The sequence below is a fragment of the Streptomyces sp. M-16 genome, from assembly GCF_052114405.1.
In the GTDB taxonomy this organism is placed as follows: Bacteria; Actinomycetota; Actinomycetes; order Streptomycetales; family Streptomycetaceae; genus Streptomyces.
On sequence record NZ_JBFRER010000112.1, the window covers coordinates 1 to 26,098 of the forward strand.

Consider the following 26,098-nt stretch of genomic DNA (forward strand, 5'->3'; position numbering starts at 1 on the left):
GCGCCGGCCGCCGGGGCCGCGGCGGGGCTGCTGGAGCTCGGCGCGGGGCTGCCGCTGGCGCTGCGGGTGCTGGCGCCGCTGGGCTCGGCGCGGGCCTCGGACGCGGGGGACGGCTCGCTGGAGCACGCCCTGGACCTGGCGTACGCACGCCTCCCGGAGGACCGGCGCCGGCTGCTGCGGCGGCTGCCGCTGGCCGGGCGGGCCTCGCTGGGCGCCGCCGCGGCGGCGGCGCTGGCGGGCGCGGACCGGGTGGAGGCCGGGCGGCTGCTGCGCGAGCTGGCCGCGGCGGGGTTGCTGGACCTGGTGCGCGGGGAGCGGTACCGGATGCACGACGCGGTACGGGCGTACGCGGCCGCGCGGCTGGCGGCGGACGAGGACCGGGCGGAGGCGGCGGCCGCGCACGAGCGGCTGGTCCGTGACTACGCGCAGCTCGCGGACTCGGTGATCCGGATGGTCGACGGGAAGATGTCGACGCGCGCGAACCACTTCGGCGGGCACGGTTTCGCCTCGCTCGACGCGGCGCTGCGGTGGCTGGACGAGGAGTCCAGCTTCATCACGGCGGCGCTGCGGCATTCGGAGGGGGTGGACCAGCAGGCGGTGCTGGACCTGCTGGGGGCGCTGTGCGACTTCTGTCTGCTGCGCGGGGACCTGTACCGGCTCGGTGAGATCAACGAGCTGACGCGGGCGGTGGACCAGGGGCGGCTGAACCGTTCGGTGCAGTGGCGTACGGGCATCGCGGCGCGCCAGCTCGGTGAGCTGGACAAGTCGCGTACGACGCTGACCTCGCTGGTGGACCAGTACAAGGAGGCGGAGCAGGAGGCGGGGGCGGGCATGGCCCTGGTCTCGCTCGGCATCACGCTGCACCACCAGGGGAACCTGCCGGAGGCGGCGGCGCGGATCCGGGAGGCGCTGGCGCTCCAGCAGGCGCCGGAGCTGGCGGGCGACCGGGCGTGGGGGCTGCACGCGCTGGCGGCGGTGGAGCGGGACCGGGCGCGGCTGGCGGAGGCCCTGACGCTGCTGGAGGAGTCGCTGGCGCTGCACCGGGAGAGCGAGAGCGTGCACGGTGAGGCGTGGGCGCACTTCCAGCTGGGGCAGGTCCACCTGCGGCTGGGGGACGTGGCGGGGGCGGAGGCGGAGCTCGGGCTGGCGCTGGAGCTGTACGGGCGCACGCGGGACGACCGCGGCCAGGCGTGGGCGCTGACCCAGCTGGGCCGGGCTCGGGTGGTGGACGGCGATCCGGAGCCGGCGCTGGAGCGGCTGCGGGACGCGCTGGCGCGGCACCGGCTGGCGGAGGACGCCCGCGGTGAGGCGTGGACGCTGTACTACCTGGGGCAGGCGCTGGAGGAGGGCGGGGAGCGGGACCGGGCGGTGCGGGAGCTGGAGCGGGCGCGGACGATGTTCTCGCGGATGCGGGACGTGTACGGGCTGGCGCACGCCCGCTACCAGTCGGGCCGGGTCACGCGTGACCAGCGGGCGGCGCAGACGGGGAACCTGCGCAATTCGGGTTTCGCCCGTCAGCTGCTGGTCGACGCGCGGGCGGATTTCCGGCGGATCGGGCTGGCCCACGGGGAGGGGTGGACCTGTCTGGAGCTCGCGGTGATCGACGCGGGGAACGGGCGGGTGCCGCAGGCGGTGGGTCTGTGCGAGGAGGCGGCCGGGCTGTTCGTCTCGTACGGGGACCGGCGGGGCGAGGACTGGGCGCGGTTCCTGCGCTGCACGCTCCTGCCGTACGTGGTGCCGGCCGCCGCGGAGGAGGCGGGGGCCGAGCTGGCCCGGCTGGCGGCCGCCGCGCATCCGCTGCGGGACGCGCGGCTGGCGGACTGCCTGGAGACGTACGCGGTGGTCCTGGCGCGGGGTGTGGACGCGGCGGAGGGCTGGCAGGCGTGGCGTCTGGGCATGGTCCCGGACCTGCGGGCGCGGGAGGTCATGGGCGTGCCGGCGCCGGCCCGCGCGTCGGAGTGACGGTGGGGGGCGCCCGATGCTCCCGCCCGTGCGGAGGCCGCCCCGCCGACGTGCGGGCGGGACGGCGTACGCGCGGCAGCACCTGCGGGGGCCGGTGCCTGACGGGCCGGCCCGGCCCGGGGCCTGCCCGGCCCGGGGAACCTGACGGATCCGGGGGCCGTGCCCGGCCCGGGAACCGTCGGGACCCGAAGACCCTCGGGGCCCGGAGACCGCGGAACCCCGGAGAGCCGCGGAACCCGAAGACCTCAGGGCCCGGAGGCCCGCGGGGCCTACGGCGCCTTCGTGCCCTCGGCGGCCGGGGAGGCGGTGGCCGCGGCCGGCTCGGGGGCCTCCTGGAAGTCGACCCGGCCCATGTGCCGGCTCATGGACTTCATCAGGCCCCACACGCCGAGGGCGAGGGCGGCGAACACGATGAAGCCCAGGAGTCCGGGGGTCACCTTGTTCTTGTCGAAGGTGTCGGCGGCCAGCGGAAGGAGCTGGGTGACTGCTGCCTGCGTAGCGCTCATAGCTACGCATTCTCCCGGATGCCCGCGAAGAGGTCGGACTCGGGGAGGGAAGTGTCGACGAGCGACTTCGCCAGCTCGTACTCCTCGGTGGGCCAGACCTCCTTCTGGATCTCCATGGGAACGCGGAACCAGCCGCCGTCCGGGTCGATCTGCGTGGCGTGCGCGATGAGCGCCTTGTCGCGGATCTCGAAGAAGTCGGCGCAGGGCACGTGGGTGGTCAGGGTCCGCTCCTTGCGCTCGAACTCCTTCCACCGCTCCAGCCACTCGCCGTAGGGGGATTCCAGGCCGCGCGAGAGGAGGGCCTCGTGCAGGGCGATGGTGCGCGGCTTGTTGAAGCCCTGGTTGTAGTAGAGCTTCTGCGGCTGGTAGGCGGCGCCGTACTCGGCCTCCGGGAACTTCTCGGTGTCGGCCGCGCCGTCGAAGGCGACCATCGTGACCTTGTGGGTCATGATGTGGTCGGGGTGCGGGTAGCCGCCGTTCTCGTCGTACGTGGTGATGACCTGCGGCTTGAAGGCGCGGATCTTCTTCACCAGCTCACCGGCGGCCTCCTCGACGTCCGCGAGCGCGAAGCAGCCCTCGGGCAGCGGCGGCAGCGGGTCGCCCTCGGGCAGGCCGGAGTCGACGTAGCCGAGCCACTCCTGCTCGATGCCGAGGATCTCGCGGGCCTCGTCCATCTCCTTGGCGCGGACCTCGTGGATGTTCTCCTCGATGTACTTGTCCCCCTGGAGCTTGGGGTTCAGCACGGAGCCGCGTTCACCACCGGTGCAGGTCACCACCAGCACGGGGACGCCCTCGGACACGTACTTGGCCATGGTGGCCGCGCCCTTGCTCGACTCGTCGTCGGGGTGGGCGTGGACGGCCATCAGTCGAAGCTGCTCGGTCAAGACAGGATCCTCTGTGATTCGGCGCGACAGACAACTTCTATAGTGACCGAATCGGGGGACGGAAAATTCCAGGGTGCCTCAGCCCTCCCCAGCGAGAGGAACGATCATGAGCGCGGTGCGCGAAGGGCTCCCGGAGGGCCGGTACGGCCGGTCGGCGGACGAGCGTGCGGACCGGAAGCTCAAGGTCGTCGGGTCGGTGCTCGGTGTAGGGCTGCTGGCCGCCGTCGGGTGGATCGGCTGGGACTACGTCGGCGGGCAGTCCGTCAGCGCCGAGGTGATCAAGTTCCAGATCGTGTCGGACTCCGAGGTCAAGGTGCACCTGGAGGTCCGCAAGGAGGCCTCGGTCACCGGCGTCTGCACCCTCGTCTCCCAGGACAAGGAGCACGGCGAGGTGGGCCGGGCGGACTTCACCTTCGCGCAGCGCGACAGCCGGGTGGACGAGCTCGTCACGCTGAAGACCACCGGCCGGGCCACGATGATCGAGCTCGTCGGCTGCCAGGCGACGGCCTCCGCCGGCTGAACCGGTACCGCGTCGGCCCGCGACACCCGGCGGAAGCCCGGGGCATGATCACGTACATGTCTAGCATGTACACGCCATCCCCCGCGCCCTGTCCAGCCGACGGAAGAACTTCATGCGCTTCAAGCGGATCCTGACCGCGACCGCAGCCCTCGCCCCCCTCGTGGCCCTCACCGCCGCCTGCGAGGACCCCGCCAAGGCGGGGCCGGCGTCCGCTCCTCCCGCCGCCACCGCCGGAGCCCCGGCCCCGAGCGCGCCCGGCGCCGCCGGCCCCGCGCCGGCCTCGCTGGCCGAGGCGCAGGCCTACCTCCAGAAGTTCACCTCCTGCGAGCGTCTGGGCACGGACCCGGACGACTCCCGGCTGCCGGCCACCGACGACACGAAGGACGGCGACTGGGCCGTCACCGGCCGCGGCGCCTGCACGGACGTCAAGCGGCACGGCGACATCCTCATCTACCTGGTCTCGGACATGAAGACCTTCCAGCAGGCCTACTACGACCACACCCAGAAGGAGATGCGCGGGGGCAACGGTTCCTTCGGCGTCTTCAGCCGGGTGATCGTCGGCAAGGGTTTCGTGGCCGTCCCGACGAAGACCAAGACCGCCGTGGACCTCGTCCACTCCGACCTGCGCATCCTGACCTGCAACCCGGGCTTCGCCGTACCGGCCGGCTACAAGAACGAGAAGCCCCTGGTCGACTACTGCGTGCTCACCGACTTCGTCAACAGCAAGGACGGCGAGGGCAGCCAGAACCTGGAGGTCCCGCACGACCCCTCCACCGAGGGGCCCGAGAAGGCCGGCCAGCCGGCCACCGGCAGTCTGGGACTGGCGAGCGCCGGCAGCCTCGCCGAGCTGAAGAAGCTCGTCAGCCCGCACACCGTCGACTGCACGGACATGACCGTCACCGACGAACACGTCGAGTCGATCGACTACCAGCCGGTCGTCCAGGGCGACGACCCCCGCACCTGGGGCGTCAGGGAGCGTGCGGTCTGCGGGCAGCTCGGCGGGGCGCAGCGCGCGCACAACCTGAACTGGCTGGACACCGTCGGTGACATGAAGGCCCTCCAGAGCAAGGCCAAGGCGGCCCAGCTGGCCGACCTGGCGGACGACGGGCGGCTGAGGCTGACCGCGAGCAGACTGTTGGTGGGGACGAACGTCGCCGTGGAGACCAACAGCAAGGACGTGCGGTTCGGGCTCTACCAGCTGCAGTTCCTGTACCTGAACTGCGAGACCGGCTTCACCGCCCCCGCGGGCTACCGGCTGGAGAAGTCGCAGGTCGAGGGCTGCGTCCTGACGAACTTCGAGCGCTGACGGACGGCGGCGCGGGCTCGCCGCGGCGACGGATCCGCGCCGCGTGCGCCGCGCCCGGGCAGAGCACGGCCCGCGGGACGTTCACGGGGTGTGCGACCCGTCCCGCGCCGGTGGTGGGGCCYGGGACTGCGCACGCGTTCACCGGGCGCAATGACACACTTCATACACAGGGTGTCCTCCCCCTTTTCTTCCCGAATTGTTAGGCTCGTGGTTTCGCCCGCCGCTGGCGGCTTTGTAGTCCCCTGTACCGACGAGGAGCACCCGTGACCCAGACGAGCGAGAGCGTCACCTGGCTGACCCAGGCGGCGTACGACCAGCTGAAGGCGGAGCTGGACTACCTCTCTGGTCCTGCCCGCACGGAGATCGCGATGAAGATCGCGGCCGCCCGGGAAGAGGGGGACCTCCGGGAGAACGGCGGTTACCACGCGGCCAAGGAGGAGCAGGGCAAGCAGGAGCTCCGCGTCCGGCAGCTCACCCAGCTCCTGGAGAACGCGAAGGTCGGCACCGCGCCCGCCGCGGAGGGCGTGGTCGCCCCCGGCACGCTCGTGACGATCGCGTTCGACGGCGACGAGGACGACACGCTGGAGTTCCTGCTGGCCTCCCGCGAGTACGCGTCCTCGGACTTCGAGACCTACTCTCCGCAGTCCCCGCTGGGCAGCGGCGTGATGGGCAAGAAGGTCGGCGAGGACGCCGAGTACGAGCTCCCGAACGGCAAGAAGGCCGCGGTCAGGATCCTGGCCGTCAAGCCCTTCACCGGCTGATCCCGCCCCCGCGCGCACACGAGCCCCCTGCGGACCTGGTCCGCAGGGGGCTCTCGCGCGTACCGCGTGTCTCAGGCGGTCGCCGAGCGGTACTTGCGGACCGCGAGGGTGCGGAACACCACGACGATCAGCACCGACCACAGGATCGACGCGAGGACCGGGTGCTGCATCGGCCAGGCGTCGGGGACCGGATAGCCCTCGGGGAGGTTGCCGAACAGTTCGCGGGCCGCCTGGACGGTCGCGCTGAAGGGGTTCCACTCCGCGATGTGCCGCAGGAAGGGCGGCATGTTGTCGGAGGGGACGAAGGCGTTCGAGATGAACGTGAGCGGGAACAGCCAGATCAGCCCGCCCGAGGTGGCCGCCTCCGGGGTGCGCACCGACAGGCCGATCAGGGCGCCGATCCAGGAGAAGGCGTAGCCGAGCAGGAGCAGCAGGGCGAAGCCGGAGATCACCTCGCCGAAGCCCGTGTGGGTGCGCCAGCCGACGAGCAGGGCCACGACCGCCAGGACGACCAGGGTGAGGGAGGTCTGGACGAGGTCGGCGAGGGTGCGGCCGGTCAGCACCGCGCCACGGGCCATGGGCAGGGAGCGGAAGCGGTCGATGAGGCCCTTGTGCATGTCGTCCGCGATGCCGGCGCCCGCGCCGGCGGTGGCGAAGGTGACGGTCTGGGCGAAGATGCCGGCCATCAGGAACTCGCGGTAGGCGGCCGGTGAGGTGCTGCCGCCGACCGCGATGGAGCCGCCGAAGACGTAGCTGAACAGGACGACGAACATCACCGGCTGGATGACGCCGAAGATGATCACCTCGGGGATGCGGGACATCCGGATGAGGTTCCGCTTGGCGATCACCAGGGAGTCGCGCACGCTCCGGACGGCGCCACCGCGGCGGCGGGGGGCAGCGGGTTCCGCGGCCCGGGAGGTGGTGGTCACTTCGCCGCCTCCTTGCGTGCGCCGGCGGCCCTGGCGTCGCCGCGGGTGGCGGCGTCCTCGCCCGCGGCCCGCTCGGCCGCGTGGCCGGTGAGGGAGATGAAGACGTCGTCCAGGGTGGGGCGGCGCAGACCGATGTCGTCGATCTCGATGCCCCGGGTGTCCAGCTCGCGGATGACCTCGGCGAGCAGTTTGGCGCCGCCCGAGACCGGGACGGTGAGCTTGCGCGTGTGTTCCTCGACCGTGGCCTCTCCCTTGCCGAAGCCGGCGAGGACGGCGCGCGCGGTGGGGATGTGGTCGCGCTCGTGGACGACGACCTCCACCCGCTCGCCGCCCGTCTGGGCCTTGAGCTGGTCGGAGGTGCCCCGGGCGATGACCTTGCCGCTGTCGACCACGGCGATGTCGTGGGCGAGACGGTCGGCCTCTTCCAGGTACTGGGTGGTGAGCAGCAGGGTGGTGCCGCCGGCGACGAGTTCCTCGATGACGTCCCACAGGGCCTGCCGGTTGCGGGGGTCGAGGCCGGTGGTCGGCTCGTCCATGAACATCACGGGCGGCCGCACGACGAGGGCGGCGGCGAGGTCGAGGCGCCTGCGCATGCCGCCGGAGTAGGTCTTGGCGGTGCGGTCGGCGGCGTCGGCGAGGTGGAAGCGCTCCAGGAGTTCGGCGGTGCGGGCCTTCGCCGCCTTGCCCGTCATCTGGTAGAGCCGGGCGACCATCTGGAGGTTCTCGCGGCCGGTGAGGTACTCGTCGACGGCGGCGAACTGGCCGGAGAGGCCTATGGAGCGGCGGACCTCGTCGGGGTGCTTGAGGACGTCGATCCCCGCGACGAGGGCCCGGCCGCGGTCGGGCCGGAGGAGGGTGGTCAGGACGCGGACGGTCGTGGTCTTGCCGGCGCCGTTGGGGCCGAGGAGCCCCAGCACGGTGCCTTCGGGGACATCGAGGTCCACGCCGTCCAGAGCCCGTACGTCACCGAAGGCCTTGACCAGGCCTTCGGCGTAAATGGCGCCTGGCATATGGATGCTCCCAGAGTGGATCGGGCCGTTGGGCGCGGCAGAATCGGGGCGTTCCTACGCGAATCCTAGGTATGCCGGGCAGGCGTCGTCCGGCACGACCGCACCGTATCGCGTCATATCGCGTTGCGCCATGGCTGTGACCGTTTCCCCCTGCCCGCCCGCGCCCCGGGAGCCCGCCGGGCGGCCGGTCAGCCCGGGCCCGCCGGTCAGCCGGTCAGCCGGTCAGCCGGTCAGCCGACGACCGTGTAGCCCGCGCCGTGCAGGGTGCGGGCGACCTGCGTGCAGTGCTCGGGCCCCTTCGTCTCCAGGTGCAGCTCCACCTCGACCTCGGTGAGCCCCAGGCGCGGGTCGGTGCGTACGTGGCTGACGTCCAGGACGTTGGCGTCCACCGTGGTCAGCACCCCCAGCAGGCCCGCCAGGGCACCCGGCCGGTCGCTCACGCGCAGCCGCAGCGACAGGTACCGCCCGGCCGCCGCCATCCCGAACTGCAGGATCCGCTGGAGCAGCAGCGGGTCGATGTTGCCGCCGGACAGGACGGCGACGACCGGGCCGCCCCCGTAGCGTTCGGGCTCGCTCAGCAGGGCGGCCACCGGGCTGCAGCCGGCCGGCTCGACGACCAGCTTGGCCCGCTCCAGGCAGAGCAGCAGGGCGGAGGACAGGGCGTCCTCCGACACCGTCCGCACGTCGTCCAGCAGTTCCCCGATGATGGCGAAGGGGACGTCGCCGGGGCGGCCGACCTTGATGCCGTCCGCCATCGTCGTCGGGTGGTCGATGGACACCGGGTGCCCGGCCCGGAGCGAGGGCGGGTAGGCGGCCGCCCCCGCCGCCTGCACCCCGATGACCTTCACGTCCGGGCGCAGCGCCTTGACCGCGACGGCGACGCCGGCGGCGAGCCCGCCGCCGCCGATGCCGACGAGGATGGTGCGCACCTCGGGGCACTGCTCCAGGATCTCCAGGCCCACCGTGCCCTGGCCCGCGATGACGTCGCGGTGGTCGAAGGGGTGGATGAACACCGCCCCGGTGCGGTCCGCGTACTCCTGCGCCGCGGCGAGGGTCTCGTCCACGACCTGGCCGTGCAGGCGGACCTCCGCGCCGTACTCCTCCGTCGCGGCCACCTTCGGCAGCGGGGCGCCGACGGGCATGAACACCGTGGAGCGGACCCCGAGCAGGGAGGAGGCGAGGGCCACGCCCTGCGCGTGGTTGCCCGCGCTGGCGGCGACGACGCCCGCCGCGCGCTGTTCGGGGCGCAGGCCCGCGATGCGCACGTACGCCCCGCGCAGTTTGAAGGAGCCGGTCCGCTGGAGGTTCTCGCACTTGAGGTGGACCGGGGAGCCGGTGAGGGCCGACAGGTGCCGGCTGCCCTCCATCGCCGTCACCCGGGAGACGCCCGAGAGCATCTTCTGGGCTCCCCTGACGTCGTCGAGGATGACCTGCGGGACGGGCTGGGGCACGCGGTAGTTCATGCGGCCAGTCTCGCAGCCCGTGGACATCCCGGCGCAGGGGCGAAATCTCGCCATCCGGGACGGCTGCGGGGCGCCCGTGGCCGCGGGCCGCATCAGTTCTCGTACGCGGCGTACGAGCCGCCGTACAGCCGGTTACTCTGTCCCCCAGCCTTGTCGGACCCAGCGAAGAGAGCCCACGGCCATGCCCTCCATCCCGGCCAGTTCCGACCTGCCCGCGGCGGCCGAAGCGCCCGCCGGATCCGGTCTCCTCGACGCGCTCCAGCACCAGGTGGCGGTCTTCGCCCGGCGGGCCGAGCAGACCCGCCTGGGCGGTGTCGGCCAGGCCCGCAATTCGATGGACCGCGCGGCGTACCTGCTGCTGAACCGGCTCGACCTGGAGGGCCCGATGGGCGTGAAGGCGCTGGCGGGCGGGATGGGCATCGACTCGTCCACCGTGACCCGGCAGGTCGCCCCGCTCGTCGACACCGGCCTGGTCAAGCGGACCTCGCACCCCGAGGACGGCCGGGCCGTGGTGCTCGCGCTGTCGGCGCGGGGCCTGGCGCGGCTGGAGGAGGTCCGCTCCTCGCGGCGCGAGCTGATGGCGCGGGTGACCGAGGGGTGGGCGGAGGAGGAGCGCGAGGCGTTCACGACACTGCTGACCCGCTTCAACCTGTCGCTGTCGGAGCTGATGGCCGCGGCGGCCGAGGGCGGCCCGGCCTCCTGAGCCGACGCCCGCGCAGCGGCGGGGCCGCCCCCGCGGCGCACTCCCCCATCCGGCGGCGTCCGACCCCTTGACCGGGGTGGTGCCACCGGCCCCACCATGGGTGCCGTGGACCGGCGTTCAGGGCGCGACCCGGAGTTCGAGGCCTTCGTCGCGGGCGCGGCGGGGCGGCTCCTGCACGTCGCGGTCCTGCTGACCGCCGAACCCCTGTCGGGAGCACCGGCCGGGTCGTCCGGCGGGRCATCCGGCGCATCCCGCGGGGCGCCCCGCGGGGCATCGGCCGGCGCGCCCGCGGGCGCGTCCACGGCGTCGCCCGCCGCACGCCGGATCCTGGCCGGGGCGCTGGCCCGTACGTACGCGCACTGGGAGCGGCTGCGCGGCGACGACCCGTACGACCACACCCGCCAGGAGCTCTGCGCGGCCTACGCCCGCACCGCCCGGCGGCTGCCCCCGGGCACCGGGGTGCTCGCCCGGCTGAGCCCGCTGGAGCGGCTCGTCCTGGTGATGCGGGTCTACGAGGGTGTCGCCGAGGAGGTCACGGCCGCGCAGCTGGGCCTGACGCCGGAGCGGGTCGAGGCCGTCTGCAACCGGGCGGTGGCCGCCATGCGGGCCCCCGCACAGGAGGCCGCATGAGCCCCCTCGACCGTAAGGAAGCCCAGGTCAGGGCGCTGCTGGAGGGGCCACACCCGACGGTCCCGGCCGGTCTGGCGGCGGCCGCTGCGGCCCACGGCCGGCGGATGCTGCGCCGCCGCCGGGCGCTGCGCCGGTTCGGCTGGGCGGTGCTCTGCGCGGCGGCGCTGGCCTTCACGCTGTGGGCGGCGCTCACGCACCCCTGGGTCACGCCGCCCGCCGACGTGTCGCCGCCCCTGGAGGGCTGGTAGCCCTCCGGGGGCGGCTGAGGGACGGCGGTCCCGGGGCCGGGGCCCCGTGGGACCTAGCCCAGGGCCTGGGTGAGGTCCGCGATGAGGTCGTCGGCGTTCTCGATGCCGACGGAGACGCGGATCAGGTCCGCCGGGACCTCCAGGGCCGAGCCGGCCACCGAGGCGTGGGTCATCCGGCCCGGGTGCTCGATGAGGGACTCGACGCCGCCGAGGGACTCGGCCAGGGTGAAGATCTTGGTCCGGCCGCAGACCGCCACCGCCTCCTCCTCGCCGCCCGCGACCTGGAAGGAGACCATGCCGCCGAAGTTGCGCATCTGCTTGGCGGCGATCTCGTGGCCCGGGTGCTCGGGCAGGCCCGGGTAGAGGACCTTGGTGACCTTCGGGTGGCGCTTGAGCACCTCGACGATCTTCGCGGCGTTCTCCGCGTGCCGGTCCATGCGCACGGCGAGGGTCTTGATGCCGCGCAGCACGACCCAGGAGTCGAAGGGCCCGGCGACCGCGCCCATCGCGTTCTGGTGGTAGGCGAGTTCCTCACCGAGGGCCTCGTCGGCGGTGACGAGCGCGCCGCCGACGACGTCGGAGTGGCCGCCCATGTACTTGGTCAGCGAGTGCACGACCACGTCGGCGCCGAGCGCGAGGGGCTGCTGGAGGTAGGGGGACGCGAAGGTGTTGTCCACGACCAGCCTGGCGCCGGCCGAGCGCGCGATGCCGGCGATCATCTCGATGTCGGTGATGCCGAGCAGCGGGTTCGAGGGGGTCTCGACCCAGATGAGCTTGGTCTTCGGGGTCAGGGCCGCCCGCACGGAGTCCGCGTCGGAGGTGTCGGCCACCGACCACTCCACGCCCCAGCGGGAGACGACCTTCGCGAAGAGGCGGAAGGTGCCGCCGTAGGCGTCGTTGGGGATGACCACGTGGTCGCCCGGGGAGAGCAGCGTGCGCAGCAGGCAGTCCTCGGCGGCGAGCCCGGACGCGAAGGCGAGGCCGCGCCGGCCGCCCTCCAGCGCCGCGAGGTTCTCCTCCAGCGCGGTACGGGTGGGGTTGCCGCTGCGGCTGTACTCGTAGCCTTCGCGCAGTCCGCCCACACCGTCCTGCTTGTACGTGGACACCTGGTAGATCGGGGGCACGACCGCGCCGGTCCGCGGGTCCGCCGTGTTGCCCGCGTGGATCGCGCGGGTCTCGAAGCTCTGGTGCTCGTGGCTGTCGTCGCTCATGGGGCAGATGCTATGCCCCGGCCGGGCCGTGGTCCTCTTCCGGCCTGACGGTGCGCCGACGGGACGCTGACCGCGGCGGTCCCGGGAACATTCGCGTTTGCCCCGCCCCGTCTGGTTCGCTGGATGACATGCAGATGATCTGGGTCCTGATGGGACTCGCCCTGGCCGCGGCCATGACGTTCCAGTTCGTACGGGCCAGGCGCGGCGGTGGCGGCCCGCGGCTGGTCGCGCCCGGCAGCCCCGACGCCGCCGACCCCGCCGACTACGGCTTCGCCCGCCAGGAGGACCTGGACATCCGGGTGCCGGGGCCGGACCGGGACCTGATGGACGCCCTGGAGAACGTCCAGCGCACCGGCAGCTGGAAGGCCGCGTCCGCGCTGCTCTCCGGCACCCCGAAGGACGGCGAACGGCGCTGGCAGCGGGTACAGGCCTTCGGTGGGGCGGCCGCGCTGGAACTCGTCCGGCAGCCCGGGACCGGCGCGGTCTGGCTCAAGGGGTGGCGGCTGGAGCAGGAGAAGGACGCGGGCGGCGCGCAGGTGCACGCGGAGCTGCTGGTGCAGCAGGCGTGGCGGCACTCGGGCGGGGTGGGCTCCGACGACCACCGGATCATCGTGGAGGAGGCCCGCGACGCCTGCCGCAAGGCGGCCCTGCTGGCCCCGGGCGACCCGGTCCCCTTCATCACGGAGCTGGCGGTCGCGCGGGCGCTGGGGTACTCGGAGGCCGAGTTCGACGCGCTGTGGGCCAAGGTGATGGACGTGGCCCCGACGCACATGGGCGCGCACCTGGCGGCCCTGCACTACTGGTGCGAGAAGTGGCACGGTTCGCGGGAGAAGGCCGACGCCTTCTCGCACGCGGCGGCGGCCCGCGCGCCGCAGGGCTCGCTCCTGGCGGCGCTCCCGCTCTTCGCGGTGTACGAGCACCTGCCCGACGTGGTCCTGGTGAGCAGCTTCTGGCAGAGCGCGGTCGTCACGCGGGCGGTGGAGGGCGCGCTGTACGCGGTGCACACGGCGCGGCCCGACGACCCGATGCTGGCGCACGTGCGGCACCTGCTGCTGCTGTTCCTGGTGAACATGGAGCGGTGGGCGGAGGCGATGGAGCAGGTCCGGCACGTGGACGGCTACGTGGGCGCCCTGCCCTGGTCGGCCTCGGAGGACCCGGCGGCCTCGTACGCGGTGTGCCGGGCCATGGCGGTGGCCGGCTACGAGGCCAACGGCGGCTCCCCGGCGACACTCCCCCACTGAGCGGGAATCCCTCCCGGCCCCGGTCCGTTGACAGACGTACAAGGAGGGAATCCCCATGTTCTCGTACCGCCGCACGCCCGAGCTGCCCACCCGCGAGGAGGCCCTGAAGGGCCGCGCCCACGCGCAGTTCTCCCTGCCCGAGCGCCACACGGTCCTCGGCAACCCGCTCTCCGGCCCCTACCCGGCGCACCTGGAGGTCGCCGACTTCGGCCTCGGGTGTTTCTGGGGCGCGGAGCGCAAGTTCTGGCAGACCCCGGGGGTGTGGACCACCCTCGCCGGCTACCAGGGCGGCTTCACCGAGAACCCGGAGTACGAGGAGGTGTGCTCGGGCCAGACCGGCCACACCGAGGTCGTCCGGGTGGTCTTCGACCCGGCGCTGGTCTCCTACGAGACGCTCCTGAAGCTGTTCTGGGAGTCCCACGACCCCACGCAGGGCTTCCGCCAGGGCAACGACGTCGGCACCCAGTACCGCTCGGCGCTCTACACCCACTCCCCCGCCCAGCAGGCCACGGCGGAGGCCTCCCGCGCCGCCTACCAGCGGGTCCTCACCGCCTCGGGCTACGGCGAGATCACCACGGCCGTCCTCCCGGCGTCGGCCCGCCCCTTCTGGCCGGCGGAGCCGTACCACCAGCAGTACCTCGACCGCAACATTAACGGCTACTGCGGCATCGGCGGCACGGGCGTGAGCTGCCCGATCGGCGTCGCCGGGGCCGACGGCTGATCGACGCCGGGCAGACCTCAGGACGGCCGACACTCAGCGAAAGCATTGGCGATTCGATGCCATCGACAGTCAGCCGTCCTGAGGTCCTTTTCAGTCAAGACTGCCGACGCCGAGCATGAGCTGCCATACGACTCGCCACGATTCAGGACATGGCGACATCGGGGGCACGAAGCAGTCGGCTTGGCGGGTTGGGGCGATGGTGGGGAGTCCTGGCTGGCGCGCTACTGATCGCCGCATGGATCAACAAAGCGGCTGGCCCCGCAGTGGTAGTTGCCCTCTCAACCGCCGTCTTGATCTGGTGCTTCTTTCAAGCCCCTGTGACATGCGGTGCTTCCGTCAGGGGGAGGGAAGACGGCCGCCGCAATAACGCGACGGGGCTTCTACTGGGCTGCCACATTCGTCAGCACCGCTGGCAGAAGCTCAAGATGCTGGTCCTTCGGCGCCAGGTAGGCACGTTCTGCTCAGGGCTGTTCTCAGACGGCAAGGCCGCCCTCGTGACCCTCGCGGCAATCGGTAGCTTCCTGTCAGGGCTCGTAGCCCTCGTCCGTGGCGTCATCCACTGAGCACCACCCGGCGGGCGCCCAAGGCACCGACTCGACCTTGTAGTGCCCTCGGGTCGTGGCGGACTGCGCACGCAGTGTCTCCGTGTCCCACTCGCTATCTTCCACAGCTCAGCTCAGGGATGCCTGGCACCACCGCGCGGTCCTGGATGAGTTCGGCGCTGCACTTCGAGCCTAAGAAAGTCGTCACATCTACAGATGTATGGACCAGTCCTGCGTGGCAGCATCCTCCTTTGCGTCCGGAGCTCGTCTTTCCCGTTTTGGAAAGGATCAGCCCTTGACCTCACGGTGACCGCCTCGGGAGCATCGAACACGACAGGCGTACGCCGACGTGTGGGGGGCAAGGATGCTGCGGAAGCTGTCTGGTGACCCGGAGTGCAGGAACGGAACGTGCCCGACGCTGTGGGGTACTGAGGACGCCAAGGACTACGTAGTGCAGGGCTACGTCATCACTGACCCCGAGCGGCTGGCACAACTTGACCTGCCCGAGGGCGAGACCGCCGTCGTGATCCCGGCCGCGGTGCTGGAGGAGTACTTTCGTGCTCAACGGTGAGGCGTTCGGTCAGCTCTTCGAGACCTTCGCGCGGACCGCCTTCCGGCTGGAGACGCTCTCCGTCTACAGCGTGGAGGAGGAGCGCGAGGAGTTCGAACGCTTCCTGGCCAGCGGGGACATGGGCCCTGACTGGGACGACAACCCGTGGGTGCGGTCGATGACCGACAAGGGCAAGCAGGTCTCACGCGTCCATGTGCTCAGGTCTCCACTGACCGACTACCTGAGGTACGAACTGGCCGCCTACCCGGGCAACATCACGGCCGGCGAGACCATCGGCATCATCGATCAGGCTGAGCAAGACGTGACCGACCTGCCTGATCACGACTTCTGGTTGTTCGACGACCAGCATGTGTACCGGATGCACTACACACCCGAAGGTGCGTTCATCGGCGCCGAACTGCTCCCTGCCCACAGACTTGCCGAGTACCAGGGCTACCGAGACCGCGCCCTGGCCAAAGCGGTGACGTTCGCGGACTACTGGGAGCGGCACCACTGACCGCCGACTCGATCGGGAAAGCCCTGCGGGCGCTGCGCGACGCATCCGGACTCACGGGTGACTCGGTGGCCCGCAGGGCTTCCATGTCTGCCGGGAAGCTGTCGAAGATCGAGACCGGCAAGGTACGACCGACCGTCCAGGACGTGGACCTGGTCCTCACCGCCATAGGCGTGAGCCAGGAGATCAAGGAAGAGTTCCTGGCGGCAGCCCGCGCCGAAGCCACCGAGGCCACCGCATGGCGCCTACTGCGCCGCATGGGCCCGTGGAAGCACCAGAAGACCATCCGGGCCATCGAGGCCGGCACCACCACGCTCAGGCTCTTCCAGGGCCAGCTCGTCCCCGGACTCCTCCAGACGCCCGAGTACGCCTCTGCCGTCTTCTCCCTGCCACCGGCCTTGCCGGAGGAGAGCAGGGCCAAGACCGTGGCTGCTCGCCTCGAACGGCAATCGGCCCTGCACGAGCCAGGCCGGTCGTTCCGCTTCCTGATCTGCGAGCACGTATTGCGGTGGCGCATCAGCGAGCCTGTGATCATGGCACTCCAGCTGGACCGGCTGGTGTCCGTGTCCCGTCTGCCCAACGTCTCACTGGGTGTTGTGCCGTCCGACCGCCGTATGCCCGACTTCCCCATGACCTGCTTCAGCCTCCACGACGACCGGCTCGTCATCGTGGAAACGTTCCACTCCGAGGTCACCACCCGCGACCCGAAGGACGTCCAGCTCTACCTCGGCACCTTCGAGCGGTTCGCCGCAGTGGCGGTCTACGGCGATGCCATGAGAGCCCTGGTCGAGGGCATCCGGGACGGATTCTTGCCCCAACAGGAAAGGTCCTAGAACGAGCTGCTCACCGGGTGAAGCATCAGTGGTGCCGACACCCGAGGAAGGGAATCCCAGTGAGCAGCCCCAGCACCACGATGGACCCGCCGGTTCAACTGTCCCTTCCTCGCACACCCCCTGCACCTGCGCCGGGTTGCGGTGTCTGCGCCGCCCTCGCGAAGCAGCGCACAGCGGCGTACGGCGCCGGGGACCTGTCCGCCGTCTCGGACTGCAACGTCGAGTTGGCCGCGCACCCCAAGAAGCACCCCGGGGTGCGGTAGTGGACATGCAGACCTGGAGAGACGGACGCACAGCGGCTCTGAGCGCCTCCGAGGCCATTCGCGAGGCGCTTGCCTCCCTGGACCTGCCGGAGAGCGCCTACGCGGCGATACGGCCGCAGGTGACTCCCCGAGGCGAGCCGCTCGTACACCTGGGCTCGATCCCCGCTGCTCACGTCGAGCAGATCGCAGAGGCGCTGCGAAGCACCCGGACACACCGAGAGCGGGCCAGCGGTGCCCTTCCCATCTGAATCAAGGAGGACCAGATGACCGACCTGTACGGACTCGACATCTCCGGAGCCCACTTCAGCAAGGCGTGTGGAGGCAACACGCACCCGGACGGCGAGGCGTGCGTGACCCTCTCCAAGATCGGCCCGGACTCGTGGGCCCTGGGCGACAGCAAGCGGCCGGCTGCCGAGCCGCTGCGCTTCACCACGGCCGAGCTGGACGCGGCTGGCATCGACCCCGCGCGGTTCGGGCTCTCCGCCTGACCCCCTGATCACCCCCTCCCTGACGGCCCCGCCCACATGCAGACGGGCGGGGCCGTCGCCTTCCCCAGGAACGGAGCACGCAGTGCACATCCACGGGTACGCCTGGCTGGGTGAGAAGAAGGCGTTCGACAAGGAGAGCCTGAGGCGGCCGCCGGGCGCTCCGCCCACAGCGAGCAGTCCCTCGGATGTGATCGAGCGCTTCCGCTCGGCGGTGACGGAGTTTCCCGTGACGGACGTGCCACCGCTTCAGACAGCGCACTGGCTGATGAAACCGGCGTCGATCATCCGGGGCACGTGGCAGGAACCCAAAGAAGCCGGGGAGTGGCTGGGTCTTCAGCTCACTCAGTTCGCACCCCGCTTGGCCTCCGAAGAGGAGCAGGATGCGACCCGTCTGATGCTTCTGGCGAAGGCCGCTGTGGAACGGCTGACATGGGGTGGAGACATCTCCCTCGGCCACTATCTCAAGGGCACGCTCTTCCACTCGGTTGCGCTGGTGACCTGCTCTCCCAACCACGCCGGACCCGACCTGCCCTGTCCCATTCGGTAGACCGACATACAGCAGCCCCGGCAGGTGCAGCAGACCTGCCGGGACGCCTGTGCGCCCGTCTCAGGCGCTCTCTCCAAGGTGACGGTACAAAGTGGCACGGCCGACCCCCAGGGCCTTGGCAATAGCCGTGACGCTCTCTCCCTTGGCGTACCGGGCACGGGCCATGGCGAGCTTGTCGTCATCGACCACGGATGGACGTCCACCGACGTTCCCCTTGCGGGCCGCAGCGTTCAGGCCTTCCAGCGTCTTCTCCCGAATGCCTTCCCGCTCCACCTCGGCACTCACAGCCAGTACAGCGAAGACGATGGCCCCAGCCCCGCTGGGGTCGTAAACGCCTTGGAGGGGGCCGGAGAGGAGTTCCAGTTGGATGCCGTCTGCCTGAAGGGTGGACGACAAGGTCATCAGCTCTGCCGCACTTCGGGCGAGGCGTTTCATCTCGACCACGGTCAGGACAACCGGCTGTCCGGGTGCGGCTGTCTTGATCTCCCGTGCCAGGGTGAGCGCCTTCTCCAGTTCGGGCCGCTCTTTCACACGGGTACTGATCTTCTCCGAGAACACCCGCGTGCAGTCGGCACGCGCCAGCGAATCCAGACCACCCTGGACGAAACCGACGACCCGGATCCCGAGTGCCACACCCGGTGGTACTTCTACGCCGACCGCCGCCGCTGGCGGCGCGGCTGCGTCGACGCGTTGCTCCGCGCCGCCGCCGACGACAGCCTGCCCGGCGTCTTCGTCACGGACCCGGACCTCACCCGCATCCACCACCCGTACGACGGCGGCGCCGACGTCATCCTCCCCACCCCCGGGGAACGGGACCGGATGCGCGACCGGCACTCCGCCTGGCTGTCGGCACACCCTTCGGGCTACTGAGCACGCCGGGGCCCGTGGCCGGTCAGCGGACCGTCACTCGGGCGCGGGCCCAGGAGGTGTGGTCGAAGGCGGAGTTGCCGTTGGCGTCCTCGACCACCAGGTGGAGGAGGCGGACGTCGCGGACGTCCACGTCCAGCGCCACCGGGCCCGTGGCCGCGGTCAGCGTGCCGGTCGTGAAGAGGGTGCGGCCGTCGGCGCGGACGAGCGCGCGGGTGGCTCCGGCCGCCGACTGGTTCTTCGAGAAGTCGTCGATGCCGACCAGCGCCGTGAAGCGGTCCGCGCGGCCGCCCAGGTGGTAGACGACCTCCGACGGGGCGTGCACGCCCAGGCCCTTGGCGTACGTGACGCCGCCGAAGGCGATCGGGGTGCCGTCGCCCGCCTCCTTGCGGCCGTTGGAGCGGTCCCGTTCGACGGGGCCCCAGCCGTTGGCGGCCGAGACCCAGGGCAGGTCGCTGAGGTAGGCGTCGGCCGTGGGCGCGGCCGGGAGGGGGGTGAAGCGGGTCGAGGCCGTGAAGCGGAACTCGGAGGTGGTCGCGGTCGCCGTCACCGGGCCGGACGCCGTCCCGGGGGCGGTGACCGTCCAGACCGTGGTCAGCGTGGCCCCAGGGGCCAGGGAGGCCGCCGTGGCCGGGCCGGCGGGGACCGCCGTCCAGCCCGCCGGCAGCGCCGGTTCCACCCGTACGTCCGTCCAGGCGCGGGCGGTGCCGTTGGCCATCCGGGTGGTGAGCGTGACCCCGTCCGAGGCCACCGTGAGGCCCCACCCGCGGCGCGGGTAGGAATCCGCCCAGGAGGACCGCAGCAGGGTGGTCAGGGAGGCGACCACCGACGGGTTCGCCGCCGCCACGTCGCGCTGCTCCCCCTGGTCCGCGGCGAGGTCGTACAGCTCGAACTGCCACTGCGCGTCGGGGACCGCGCGGTCCCGCGCAGGGGCGAACCGTACGCCCTTCCAGCGGCCCTGGCGGACCGCCTCGGCCACCCGCTTCGCCCGGCCCGCGTCCTGCGCGTCGGCGCGGGGGGTGACGCCCTGCTCGTCCCGGTACCAGTACAGGTGCCCGTGGAGCGGGGCGAGCGCGGGCGTGCCGGCGAGGACGGGGGCCGCGGAGAGGCCGTCGGTGTCCGAGGGGGCGGGGGCGCCCGCCAGGTCGGCGAGGGTGGGCAGGAGGTCGTGGAGGGGGGTGGGGCGGGAGCTGGTGGTGCCCGCCGCGATCCGCCCGGGACCCCAGGCGATCAGCGGGACCCGTACGCCGCCCTCGTAGAGGTTGCGCTTGTAGCCGCGCAGCGGGCCGTTGGCGTCGAACAGGTCGGGGTCCACCCCGCCCTCCTCGTGCGGGCCGTTGTCGGAGGCGACCAGCACCACCGTGCGCTGCGCGATCCCGTGCGCCCGCAGCCGGTCCACGACCGCGCCGACCTGCGCGTCGAGGAGGCTGATCTGCGCCGCGTGCGCCTTGTCGGACTGCGACCAGTTCCGGGAGGCGTACGGGCCGACGTCGGGGATGTCGCTGGGCGCGTGCGGGAGGTTCGGGGTGAGGAAGAGGAGGAACGGGTCGGGGCCCGCGGCGTGCTCGTCGATGAAGCCGAGGGCACGGTCGGCGATCACTTCGGGGGCGAAGGTGCCGGTGGGGAGGGTCTCCTTGGCGGCGTTGTGCCAGAGGTAGGCGGGGTGGTACTCGTGGGCGTGCCCGTGGTCGATGTACCCGTAGAACTCCTCGAAGCCGCGTGCGCCCGGGTGGCTGGGCTGGTCGGCGGCCTCGGGGCCGAAGCCCCACTTGCCGAACAGGCCCGTGCGGTAGCCGCGTGCGCGCAGCACTTCCGCGACGGTGGTGTCCCCGTCGCGCAGGGAGCCCTGGCCGCCGCTGTCGGGGTTGGCCCGCACGGGGGCGTGGCCGGTGTGCAGGCCGGTCAGGAGTGCGGCGCGGGAGGGGGCGCAGACGGCGGCCGCGGCATAGGCGTCGGTGAAGCGGAGGCCTTCGGCGGCGAGGCGGTCGATGCGCGGGGTGGTGATCAGCTTCTGGCCGTACGCGCCGAGGTCGCCGTAGCCGAGGTCGTCGGCCAGGACCACCACGAGGTTCGGGAGCGGCTGCGCGGCGTCCGGTGTCGCCGCTGCCGCCGCTGCCGGGAGCTGGGGCAGGGCGGCGAGGCCGACGGCGGCCGCGGACCCGGCGAGGAAGTGACGGCGGCTGGGCATCTCGAACTCCTGGGCTGCGGACGGTCGGTGACCAGATCATCGGCAGCCGGGGGGCGTGAGGGCCATGCACGGGGCATGAAGAACGTGTGACACCGCCCCCCGGCGGGGGCCGGGGGCGGTGTCACAGGGCGCAGCGGAGGGCCGGGCGGGCCCGGACGATCCGGACGGTGCGTCAGATGGTCGCGGTGTCGATGACGAAGCGGTAGCGGACGTCGCTGGCGAGCACCCGCTCGTACGCCTCGTTGACCTGATCGGCGGCGATCACCTCGATCTCGGCGCCCAGCCCGTGCTCGGCGCAGAAGTCCAGCATCTCCTGGGTCTCGGCGATGCCGCCGATCATCGATCCGGCGAGGGTCTTGCGGCCGCCGATGACGGAGAACAGGTTCAGCGCGACCGGCTCCTCCGGGGCGCCGACGTTCACGAACGCGCCGCCGAACTTCAGCAGGCCCAGGTACGCGTCCAGCGGGAGCGGCGCCGAGACGGTGGAGAGGATCAGGTCGAAGCTGCCGGCGAGCTTCTCGAAGGTGGTCTCGTCGCTCGTCGCGTAGTAGTGGGAGGCGCCCAGCCGCAGGCCGTCCTCCTTCTTGCGCAGGCTCTGCGACAGGACGGTGACCTCCGCGCCGAGTGCGCTCGCGATCTTCACGCCCATGTGGCCGAGGCCGCCGAGGCCGACGACGGCGACCTTCTTGCCGGGGCCCGCCTGCCAGTGGCGCAGCGGGGAGTAGAGGGTGATGCCGGCGCACAGCAGCGGCGCGGCGACGTCGAGGGCGAGGCCGTCGGGGATGCGGACGGTGTAGTTCTCGTCGACGACGACGTGGGTGGAGTAACCGCCGTACGTGGGCTCGCCGTTCTTGTCGACGGCGTTGTACGTGCCGGTGATGCCCTTGGCGCAGTACTGCTCCTGGCCGGCGAGGCACTGCTCGCACTCGCGGCAGGTGTCGACGATGCAGCCGACGCCCACCCGGTCTCCGACCGCGAACCTGCTGACGCCCGGGCCGACTTCGGCGACGATGCCGGCGATCTCGTGGCCGGGGACCATCGGGAAGATGCCCTCGCCCCAGCCGTCGCGGACCTGGTGGATGTCGGAGTGGCAGATGCCGGCGTACTTGATGTCGATGAGGACGTCGTGCTCGCCCACCGGGCGGCGCGGCACGGTGGTGCGCTCCAGCGGGGCCTTGGGGGCGGGGGCGGCGTAGGCGGCGACCTGGGTGACGGACATGGGGTGCTCTTTCCTGGGACGAGGACGCCGGCCGGCCCGATCGGGGCGGGCCGTGGCGTCCGTGCTGCGATGGACGCCACGATGCCGCGCCGCGGGCGGGCGACCCAGCCCCCTGCCGATCCTAGGACTGGTGAACCTACCCCTGGCGGGGTCAGGCTCGGCCCCGCGTCCGGACCCCCCGGCGGGGATACTTTCGGTATGGACCACCTTGATCAGCGTGCCGAACTGGGAGAGTTCCTGCGGACCCGCCGGGCCCGTCTGCGCCCCGAGGACGTGGGTCTGCCCGACTACGGGCGTCACCGCCGGGTGCCGGGGCTGCGCCGTGAGGAGCTGGCCCAGCTGGCCGGGGTGTCGGTGGCGTACTACACGCGCCTGGAGCAGGGGCACGGCCAGAACGTGTCCGCCGAGGTGCTGGACGCCATCGCGCGGGCGCTGCGCCTGGACGGCGCGGAGTCGGCGCACCTGAACCACCTGGCGAGCCCGCGGACCCGTAACCGGCGCAGCCGGGCCCGGCGCCCGCAGCAGGTCCGGCCGGGGCTGCGTTCGCTGCTGGAGGCGATGGACGGGGTGCCGGCGTACCTGGTGGGGCGGCGCCAGGACGTCATCGGCTGGAACCCGCTCGCCGCGGCCGTCTTCGGGGATTTCGGGGCGCTGCCGCCGGCCGAGCGGAACCTGGTGCGGCTGGTGTTCCTGGACCCGGCCACGGCGGAGCTGTACGCGGAGTGGGAGTGCAGGGCGTGCGAGGTGGTCAGCAACCTGCGCATGTACGCCGGCCAGTTCCCGGACGACGAGCAGCTCTCCGCGCTGGTGGGGGAGCTGTCGGTGAAGAACGAGGAGTTCCGGCGGCTGTGGGCGGCGCACACGGTGGCGGACGACAAGACGCACGGGGTGAAGCGGCTGCGGCACCCGTTGGTGGGTGAGCTGTCGCTGTCGTTCGAGACGCTGACGCTGCCCGACGACCCGGCGCAGTTCCTGGTGACGTACCACGCCGAGCCGGGCTCGCCCTCGGCGGACGCGTTGCGGATGCTGTCGTCCTGGACGGCGCCGTCGCCGAGCGCCGCCGCGTCGCCGTCGCCGGCCCCGTCCGCGGCCGCGTCCGCGTCCGCCGAGCAGCCGGGCTGAGGGGCGTGGCCGGGCCGGCTGTACCCGCCCCGCGCCCCCGCCCCGCGCGTCAGAGCTTGAGCTGGAAGAGCCCCGCGTCGCGCTCGTGCCGGTAGCCAAGGGCTTCGTTCACGGCGCGCATCGGGGCGTTCTCGTCGGCCACGGTGGTGCCGACGCGCCGCAGCTGCGGGTGGCGGGCGGCGGCCTCGGCGAGCATCCGCAGCTTGACCGCCCGTCCCAGGCCGTGCCCCCGGTGCGCGGGGACGACGACGGTGTCGTACTGGAGGGCGCGCGGGCCGTGCGGGTCCGGCAGTACGAGCACGGTGTACGCGGCGACCTCCCCGGCCGGGGTGACGGCCGCGACGACGGTGATGTCCCCGCCCCGGTCCAGGACCAGTTGCTGCGCGGCGTGCACCCGCTCGGGCGTCCACGTCGGGAACTGCTCGTCGCTGTCGCCGCTCGGGGCGTCCTCCATCGCCGCGTGGGCGACGGCGGTGGCCGGGGCCCAGGCGTCGGGGACCAGGCCGGGCCAGGTCAGGAGCTCGTAGCCGGGGGTGTCGGGGACTTCGGGGGCGGCCTGCGGGAGCTCCTGGACGTACCAGCCGATCGGCAGGACGTTCTCGAAGCCGAGAGACTCGGCGAAGGCCTGGCCGGGGCCGCCCGTGTCGGCGATGGTGGCGACCGAGGTGCGGCCCTGCTCCCGCAGTTCCTCACGGATCCGCTGCCACAGGGCCGTGCCCACCCCCCGCCGGCGCGCGTCGGGCCGTACGGTCAGCTCCTCCAGGAACGCGGTGTGCGTGTTGCCCGGCTCGGTGAAGAGCAGCAGGGACGCGTGCCCGTCACCGTCCTCGGTGACCCAGTGGCAGAGCCGGCCGCGGACGGGTGCCACGCGCAGCCGCCCGGCGGCCTCCACCCGGGCGGGCGGGGGCAGGCCGGGCAGGGCGGTGGCGTCGGCGGCGTGGGCGGCGACCTGGACCGCCCACCAGGCGTCCACCTCGGCGTCGGTCGGGGGCACGGACAGCATGTGGATCTTCGTCATACCCGGACCCTAGGCCGTGCCCGACCGGTCCGTTCAGGGGTTTTCGGTGATGGTCACCCTGCCGTGCCGGATGGTCGCCAGGCGGGGCGCCCGGCGGGCGAGGGCGCTGTCGTGGGTGACCATCACGAAGGTCAGCCCGTGCTCCTTCCAGAGCCCTTCCAGCAGGTCCATGATCTCGTCGCGCATGGATTCGTCGAGGTTGCCGGTGGGCTCGTCGGCGAGGAGCACCTTGGGCTTCTTGACCAGTGCCCGCGCGATGGCGACGCGCTGCTGCTGGCCGCCGGACATCTCGCCGGGCAGGTGGCCCATCCGCTCGCCCAGCCCCACCGACTCCAGGGCCTCGGCGGCCCGTGCGCGCCGCTCGCCGGCCTTCGGGCCGAGGGGGACGAGGGCCGTCTCGACGTTCTCCTGGGCGGTGAGCGTCGGGATGAGGTTGAAGGACTGGAAGACGAAGCCGATGTTCTCGGCGCGGACCCGGGTCAGGCGGGCCTCGGAGACGGTGGCCAGGTCGAGTCCGTCGAGGACGACCTGTCCCGTCGTGGGCCGGTCGAGCGCGCCGAGCATCTGGAGCAGGGTGGACTTGCCGCCGCCGGTGGGTCCCTGGATGACGAGCCTGCCGCCGTCCTCGATGGTCAGGTCGACGCCGGCGAGCGCGTCGATGGTTTCCTTGCCGCGCCGGTAGCGCTTGGTGACTCCGGTGAGCTGGTACATCTGGTTCCCTCGGTTGCTGTGGAGGTACGCGGCCACGTGCGTGGCCCGTACGGACGGGTGCGGACCCGGCAGGGGGCGGGGCGGGCGCGGACGGGCGCGCCGGCGTCGCGGTCGCCGGCGCGGGCCGCCGTGCGGGCTACTCGACGCGGCGCAGGGCGTCCGCGGGCCGCAGCCGGGAGGCGCGCCAGCCGCCGAAGCCGCCTGCGACGAGGCCTCCGGCCACCGCGAGGGCGACGGCCAGGCCGATGGTGGCGAGCGAGACGGGAGCGGTGAGCGCCACGTCCACGGCCTTGCCGGCCGCCTGGCGGGCGGCGCCGCCGAACATCCGGCCTCCGCCGCGCGCCCCGCGGCCGCCGCCTCCGCCCGCGAGCCGTGCGGTGAGGCTGGGGCTGATGGCGGTGATCGCGTAGGCGGCGGCGAGTCCGACGCCGATCCCGAGCACTCCGCCGATCAGGCCGTTGACCAGGGCCTCTCCGGCGACCTGGCGGGTGACGCGGCTGCTCTTCCAGCCGAGCGCCTTGAGGGTGCCGAACTCCCTGACCCGGCGGGAGACGGCCGAGGAGGTGAGCAGGCCGGCGACGAGGAAGGCCGCGGCGAGGACGGCGTACGAGAGCCACGTGCCGACGGTGGAGGCCAGCGAGGAGGCCGTGGAGAGGGAGCCGGAGACGGTGTCCGCGAGGTCGGCGGAGGTGGTGACCGTGGTGTCGGGGACGTTCTTCTGGATGGCCTGCTTGACGGAGCCGATGGCCTGGGAGTCCTTCGCCTGGACGTAGACCGTGGTGATCTTGTCGGCGGCCCCGGCCAGGGTCTGGGCCTGCTTGAGCGGGACGTAGACGTTGGCGGTGGCGTCACCGCTGTCGGCGGTGGCGATGCCGATGACCTTGAACGGCGTGTTCTTGATGGTCAGCGTGGCGTCCACGGCGAGCTTGTTCTGGCCGGCGTACGCGCTGTCCACGACGGCGACGGCGGTGTCGCTCTCGCCGGCCTGGAAGGTGCGACCGGAGGTGATCTTGGAGGTGGTGAGCGGGCCGAGCGCGGGGTGCGCCACGTCCGCGCCGTAGACGGAGAAGGAGTTGACGTCGAAGTTCGCGCCGCCGCCCTCGACCGTCCCGCCCTGGCCGCCGCCCGCGCCGCCCTGGCC

The 26,098-nt window shown here is 72.4% G+C and carries 28 protein-coding genes; 16 read left to right on the forward strand and 12 right to left on the reverse strand.

Annotated features, from left to right (window positions below; genetic code table 11):
• Window positions 1–1,962, forward strand: a 1,962-nt coding sequence (locus tag AB4039_RS33790; protein ID WP_442272555.1) for a tetratricopeptide repeat protein, incomplete at its 5' end; no start/stop codon positions are given.
• Window positions 1,963–2,231: 269 nt separating this feature from the next.
• On the opposite strand, the gene AB4039_RS33795 is transcribed toward AB4039_RS33790, so the two are convergent.
• The gene (locus AB4039_RS33795; RefSeq protein WP_266841403.1) at window positions 2,232–2,468 is read right to left on the reverse strand and encodes a hypothetical protein; all 237 of its coding nucleotides are present in this window, start codon (window positions 2,466–2,468) and stop codon (window positions 2,232–2,234) included.
• A gap of 2 nt (window positions 2,469–2,470) precedes the next feature.
• On the reverse strand, window positions 2,471–3,352 hold the full coding sequence (gene mca / locus AB4039_RS33800) for a mycothiol conjugate amidase Mca (protein ID WP_266841402.1): 882 nt from the start codon (window positions 3,350–3,352) through the stop codon (window positions 2,471–2,473).
• Window positions 3,353–3,458: 106 nt separating this feature from the next.
• Between mca and AB4039_RS33805 the strand changes: the two genes are divergently transcribed.
• The 3 genes from AB4039_RS33805 to greA all read left to right on the forward strand — a co-directional run bounded on the left by AB4039_RS33805 (window position 3,459) and on the right by greA (window position 5,939).
• A complete protein-coding gene (locus AB4039_RS33805) occupies window positions 3,459–3,872 on the forward strand; it encodes a DUF4307 domain-containing protein (RefSeq protein ID WP_266841400.1) in 414 nt (137 codons plus the stop codon).
• Between the two features lie 112 nt (window positions 3,873–3,984).
• Window positions 3,985–5,178 carry a hypothetical protein gene (locus AB4039_RS33810; RefSeq protein WP_442272556.1) on the forward strand — a complete coding sequence of 398 codons (1,194 nt, stop codon included), beginning with the start codon at window positions 3,985–3,987 and terminating at the stop codon, window positions 5,176–5,178.
• A 263-nt stretch (window positions 5,179–5,441) separates the two neighbouring features.
• Window positions 5,442–5,939 (forward strand): transcription elongation factor GreA, encoded by a 498-nt coding sequence (greA, locus tag AB4039_RS33815; protein WP_030231223.1) that lies wholly within the window; start codon window positions 5,442–5,444, stop codon window positions 5,937–5,939.
• Between the two features lie 71 nt (window positions 5,940–6,010).
• Here greA and AB4039_RS33820 read toward each other — a convergent pair whose 3' ends face one another.
• The 3 genes from AB4039_RS33820 to ilvA all read right to left on the reverse strand — a co-directional run bounded on the left by AB4039_RS33820 (window position 6,011) and on the right by ilvA (window position 9,341).
• Window positions 6,011–6,868, reverse strand: a complete 858-nt coding sequence (locus AB4039_RS33820; RefSeq protein WP_266841396.1) for an ABC transporter permease — start codon at window positions 6,866–6,868, stop codon at window positions 6,011–6,013.
• Complete coding sequence (locus tag AB4039_RS33825; RefSeq protein ID WP_442272557.1) at window positions 6,865–7,878, reverse strand: ATP-binding cassette domain-containing protein; 1,014 nt, start codon at window positions 7,876–7,878, stop codon at window positions 6,865–6,867. The genes AB4039_RS33820 and AB4039_RS33825 overlap by 4 nt, the downstream gene beginning before the upstream one ends.
• Window positions 7,879–8,108: 230 nt before the next feature.
• Window positions 8,109–9,341 (reverse strand): threonine ammonia-lyase, encoded by a 1,233-nt coding sequence (gene ilvA, locus AB4039_RS33830; protein WP_266841392.1) that lies wholly within the window; start codon window positions 9,339–9,341, stop codon window positions 8,109–8,111.
• Window positions 9,342–9,522: 181 nt separating this feature from the next.
• Here ilvA and AB4039_RS33835 point away from each other — a divergent pair, with 181 nt between their 5' ends.
• The 3 genes from AB4039_RS33835 (at window position 9,523) to AB4039_RS33845 (ending at window position 10,922) form a co-directional block, all read left to right on the forward strand.
• Window positions 9,523–10,044 (forward strand): MarR family winged helix-turn-helix transcriptional regulator, encoded by a 522-nt coding sequence (locus tag AB4039_RS33835; RefSeq protein WP_030231211.1) that lies wholly within the window; start codon window positions 9,523–9,525, stop codon window positions 10,042–10,044.
• A gap of 96 nt (window positions 10,045–10,140) precedes the next feature.
• Window positions 10,141–10,674 (forward strand): sigma factor-like helix-turn-helix DNA-binding protein, encoded by a 534-nt coding sequence (locus AB4039_RS33840; protein ID WP_442272558.1) that lies wholly within the window; start codon window positions 10,141–10,143, stop codon window positions 10,672–10,674.
• The gene (locus tag AB4039_RS33845; protein ID WP_266841390.1) at window positions 10,671–10,922 is read left to right on the forward strand and encodes a hypothetical protein; all 252 of its coding nucleotides are present in this window, start codon (window positions 10,671–10,673) and stop codon (window positions 10,920–10,922) included. The genes AB4039_RS33840 and AB4039_RS33845 overlap by 4 nt, the downstream gene beginning before the upstream one ends.
• 53 nt (window positions 10,923–10,975) lie before the next feature.
• Here the strand turns inward: AB4039_RS33845 and AB4039_RS33850 are convergent, their stop codons facing one another.
• Window positions 10,976–12,133 (reverse strand): cystathionine gamma-synthase, encoded by a 1,158-nt coding sequence (locus tag AB4039_RS33850; protein WP_266841388.1) that lies wholly within the window; start codon window positions 12,131–12,133, stop codon window positions 10,976–10,978.
• 128 nt (window positions 12,134–12,261) lie between these two features.
• Between AB4039_RS33850 and AB4039_RS33855 the strand changes: the two genes are divergently transcribed.
• From AB4039_RS33855 to AB4039_RS33885, 7 genes are all read left to right on the forward strand, one after another.
• Entirely contained in the window at window positions 12,262–13,374 is a 1,113-nt protein-coding gene (locus tag AB4039_RS33855; RefSeq protein ID WP_442272559.1) for a hypothetical protein, read from the forward strand.
• Window positions 13,375–13,429: 55 nt separating this feature from the next.
• Entirely contained in the window at window positions 13,430–14,095 is a 666-nt protein-coding gene (gene msrA / locus AB4039_RS33860) for a peptide-methionine (S)-S-oxide reductase MsrA (RefSeq protein WP_442272560.1), read from the forward strand.
• Between the two features lie 1,099 nt (window positions 14,096–15,194).
• The gene (locus tag AB4039_RS33865) at window positions 15,195–15,704 is read left to right on the forward strand and encodes a DUF6879 family protein (protein ID WP_266841383.1); all 510 of its coding nucleotides are present in this window, start codon (window positions 15,195–15,197) and stop codon (window positions 15,702–15,704) included.
• Between the two features lie 23 nt (window positions 15,705–15,727).
• The gene (locus AB4039_RS33870) at window positions 15,728–16,534 is read left to right on the forward strand and encodes a helix-turn-helix domain-containing protein (protein ID WP_442272565.1); all 807 of its coding nucleotides are present in this window, start codon (window positions 15,728–15,730) and stop codon (window positions 16,532–16,534) included.
• Window positions 16,535–16,593: 59 nt separating this feature from the next.
• Window positions 16,594–16,797 (forward strand): hypothetical protein, encoded by a 204-nt coding sequence (locus tag AB4039_RS33875; protein WP_442272561.1) that lies wholly within the window; start codon window positions 16,594–16,596, stop codon window positions 16,795–16,797.
• Between the two features lie 263 nt (window positions 16,798–17,060).
• A complete protein-coding gene (locus AB4039_RS33880) occupies window positions 17,061–17,285 on the forward strand; it encodes a DUF397 domain-containing protein (RefSeq protein ID WP_266841382.1) in 225 nt (74 codons plus the stop codon).
• An 82-nt stretch (window positions 17,286–17,367) separates the two neighbouring features.
• The gene (locus tag AB4039_RS33885) at window positions 17,368–17,832 is read left to right on the forward strand and encodes a hypothetical protein (protein WP_266841380.1); all 465 of its coding nucleotides are present in this window, start codon (window positions 17,368–17,370) and stop codon (window positions 17,830–17,832) included.
• A 60-nt stretch (window positions 17,833–17,892) separates the two neighbouring features.
• On the opposite strand, the gene AB4039_RS33890 is transcribed toward AB4039_RS33885, so the two are convergent.
• Window positions 17,893–18,465: a recombinase family protein gene (locus AB4039_RS33890; protein ID WP_442272566.1), complete on the reverse strand. Its 573-nt coding sequence runs from the start codon at window positions 18,463–18,465 to the stop codon at window positions 17,893–17,895.
• Between AB4039_RS33890 and AB4039_RS33895 the strand changes: the two genes are divergently transcribed.
• The gene (locus AB4039_RS33895; RefSeq protein ID WP_442272567.1) at window positions 18,430–18,702 is read left to right on the forward strand and encodes a DUF3885 domain-containing protein; all 273 of its coding nucleotides are present in this window, start codon (window positions 18,430–18,432) and stop codon (window positions 18,700–18,702) included. The genes AB4039_RS33890 and AB4039_RS33895 overlap by 36 nt on opposite strands.
• Window positions 18,703–18,724: 22 nt before the next feature.
• Here AB4039_RS33895 and AB4039_RS33900 read toward each other — a convergent pair whose 3' ends face one another.
• Entirely contained in the window at window positions 18,725–20,887 is a 2,163-nt protein-coding gene (locus AB4039_RS33900; protein ID WP_442272562.1) for a sulfatase-like hydrolase/transferase, read from the reverse strand.
• Window positions 20,888–21,059: 172 nt separating this feature from the next.
• Window positions 21,060–22,106: an NAD(P)-dependent alcohol dehydrogenase gene (locus tag AB4039_RS33905; RefSeq protein ID WP_266841376.1), complete on the reverse strand. Its 1,047-nt coding sequence runs from the start codon at window positions 22,104–22,106 to the stop codon at window positions 21,060–21,062.
• A 198-nt stretch (window positions 22,107–22,304) separates the two neighbouring features.
• On the opposite strand from AB4039_RS33905, the gene AB4039_RS33910 reads away from it, so the two are divergent.
• On the forward strand, window positions 22,305–23,228 hold the full coding sequence (locus AB4039_RS33910; RefSeq protein ID WP_442272563.1) for a helix-turn-helix transcriptional regulator: 924 nt from the start codon (window positions 22,305–22,307) through the stop codon (window positions 23,226–23,228).
• Between the two features lie 49 nt (window positions 23,229–23,277).
• Here the strand turns inward: AB4039_RS33910 and AB4039_RS33915 are convergent, their stop codons facing one another.
• From AB4039_RS33915 to AB4039_RS33925, 3 genes are all read right to left on the reverse strand, one after another.
• Window positions 23,278–24,246 (reverse strand): GNAT family N-acetyltransferase, encoded by a 969-nt coding sequence (locus tag AB4039_RS33915; protein WP_266841374.1) that lies wholly within the window; start codon window positions 24,244–24,246, stop codon window positions 23,278–23,280.
• A 33-nt stretch (window positions 24,247–24,279) separates the two neighbouring features.
• Window positions 24,280–24,957 (reverse strand): ABC transporter ATP-binding protein, encoded by a 678-nt coding sequence (locus tag AB4039_RS33920; protein ID WP_266841373.1) that lies wholly within the window; start codon window positions 24,955–24,957, stop codon window positions 24,280–24,282.
• 136 nt (window positions 24,958–25,093) lie between these two features.
• Window positions 25,094–26,098, reverse strand: a 1,005-nt coding sequence (locus tag AB4039_RS33925) for an ABC transporter permease (protein WP_442272564.1), incomplete at its 5' end; no start/stop codon positions are given.

What these genes read in the sequence shown, in the direction of transcription:
- AB4039_RS33845 (WP_266841390.1), top strand. Translation starts at nt 10,671, where the DNA reads ATGAGCCCCCTCGACCGTAAGGAAGCCCAGGTCAGGGCGCTGCTGGAG.
- AB4039_RS33920 (WP_266841373.1), bottom strand. Translation starts at nt 24,957, where the DNA reads ATGTACCAGCTCACCGGAGTCACCAAGCGCTACCGGCGCGGCAAGGAA.
- AB4039_RS33915 (WP_266841374.1), bottom strand. Translation starts at nt 24,246, where the DNA reads ATGACGAAGATCCACATGCTGTCCGTGCCCCCGACCGACGCCGAGGTG.
- AB4039_RS33805 (WP_266841400.1), top strand. Translation starts at nt 3,459, where the DNA reads ATGAGCGCGGTGCGCGAAGGGCTCCCGGAGGGCCGGTACGGCCGGTCG.
- AB4039_RS33825 (WP_442272557.1), bottom strand. Translation starts at nt 7,878, where the DNA reads ATGCCAGGCGCCATTTACGCCGAAGGCCTGGTCAAGGCCTTCGGTGAC.
- AB4039_RS33905 (WP_266841376.1), bottom strand. Translation starts at nt 22,106, where the DNA reads ATGTCCGTCACCCAGGTCGCCGCCTACGCCGCCCCCGCCCCCAAGGCC.
- ilvA (WP_266841392.1), bottom strand. Translation starts at nt 9,341, where the DNA reads ATGAACTACCGCGTGCCCCAGCCCGTCCCGCAGGTCATCCTCGACGAC.
- AB4039_RS33810 (WP_442272556.1), top strand. Translation starts at nt 3,985, where the DNA reads ATGCGCTTCAAGCGGATCCTGACCGCGACCGCAGCCCTCGCCCCCCTC.
- AB4039_RS33795 (WP_266841403.1), bottom strand. Translation starts at nt 2,468, where the DNA reads ATGAGCGCTACGCAGGCAGCAGTCACCCAGCTCCTTCCGCTGGCCGCC.
- AB4039_RS33850 (WP_266841388.1), bottom strand. Translation starts at nt 12,133, where the DNA reads ATGAGCGACGACAGCCACGAGCACCAGAGCTTCGAGACCCGCGCGATC.
- AB4039_RS33900 (WP_442272562.1), bottom strand. Translation starts at nt 20,887, where the DNA reads ATGCCCAGCCGCCGTCACTTCCTCGCCGGGTCCGCGGCCGCCGTCGGC.
- AB4039_RS33835 (WP_030231211.1), top strand. Translation starts at nt 9,523, where the DNA reads ATGCCCTCCATCCCGGCCAGTTCCGACCTGCCCGCGGCGGCCGAAGCG.
- AB4039_RS33880 (WP_266841382.1), top strand. Translation starts at nt 17,061, where the DNA reads ATGACCGACCTGTACGGACTCGACATCTCCGGAGCCCACTTCAGCAAG.
- AB4039_RS33855 (WP_442272559.1), top strand. Translation starts at nt 12,262, where the DNA reads ATGCAGATGATCTGGGTCCTGATGGGACTCGCCCTGGCCGCGGCCATG.
- AB4039_RS33910 (WP_442272563.1), top strand. Translation starts at nt 22,305, where the DNA reads ATGGACCACCTTGATCAGCGTGCCGAACTGGGAGAGTTCCTGCGGACC.
- msrA (WP_442272560.1), top strand. Translation starts at nt 13,430, where the DNA reads ATGTTCTCGTACCGCCGCACGCCCGAGCTGCCCACCCGCGAGGAGGCC.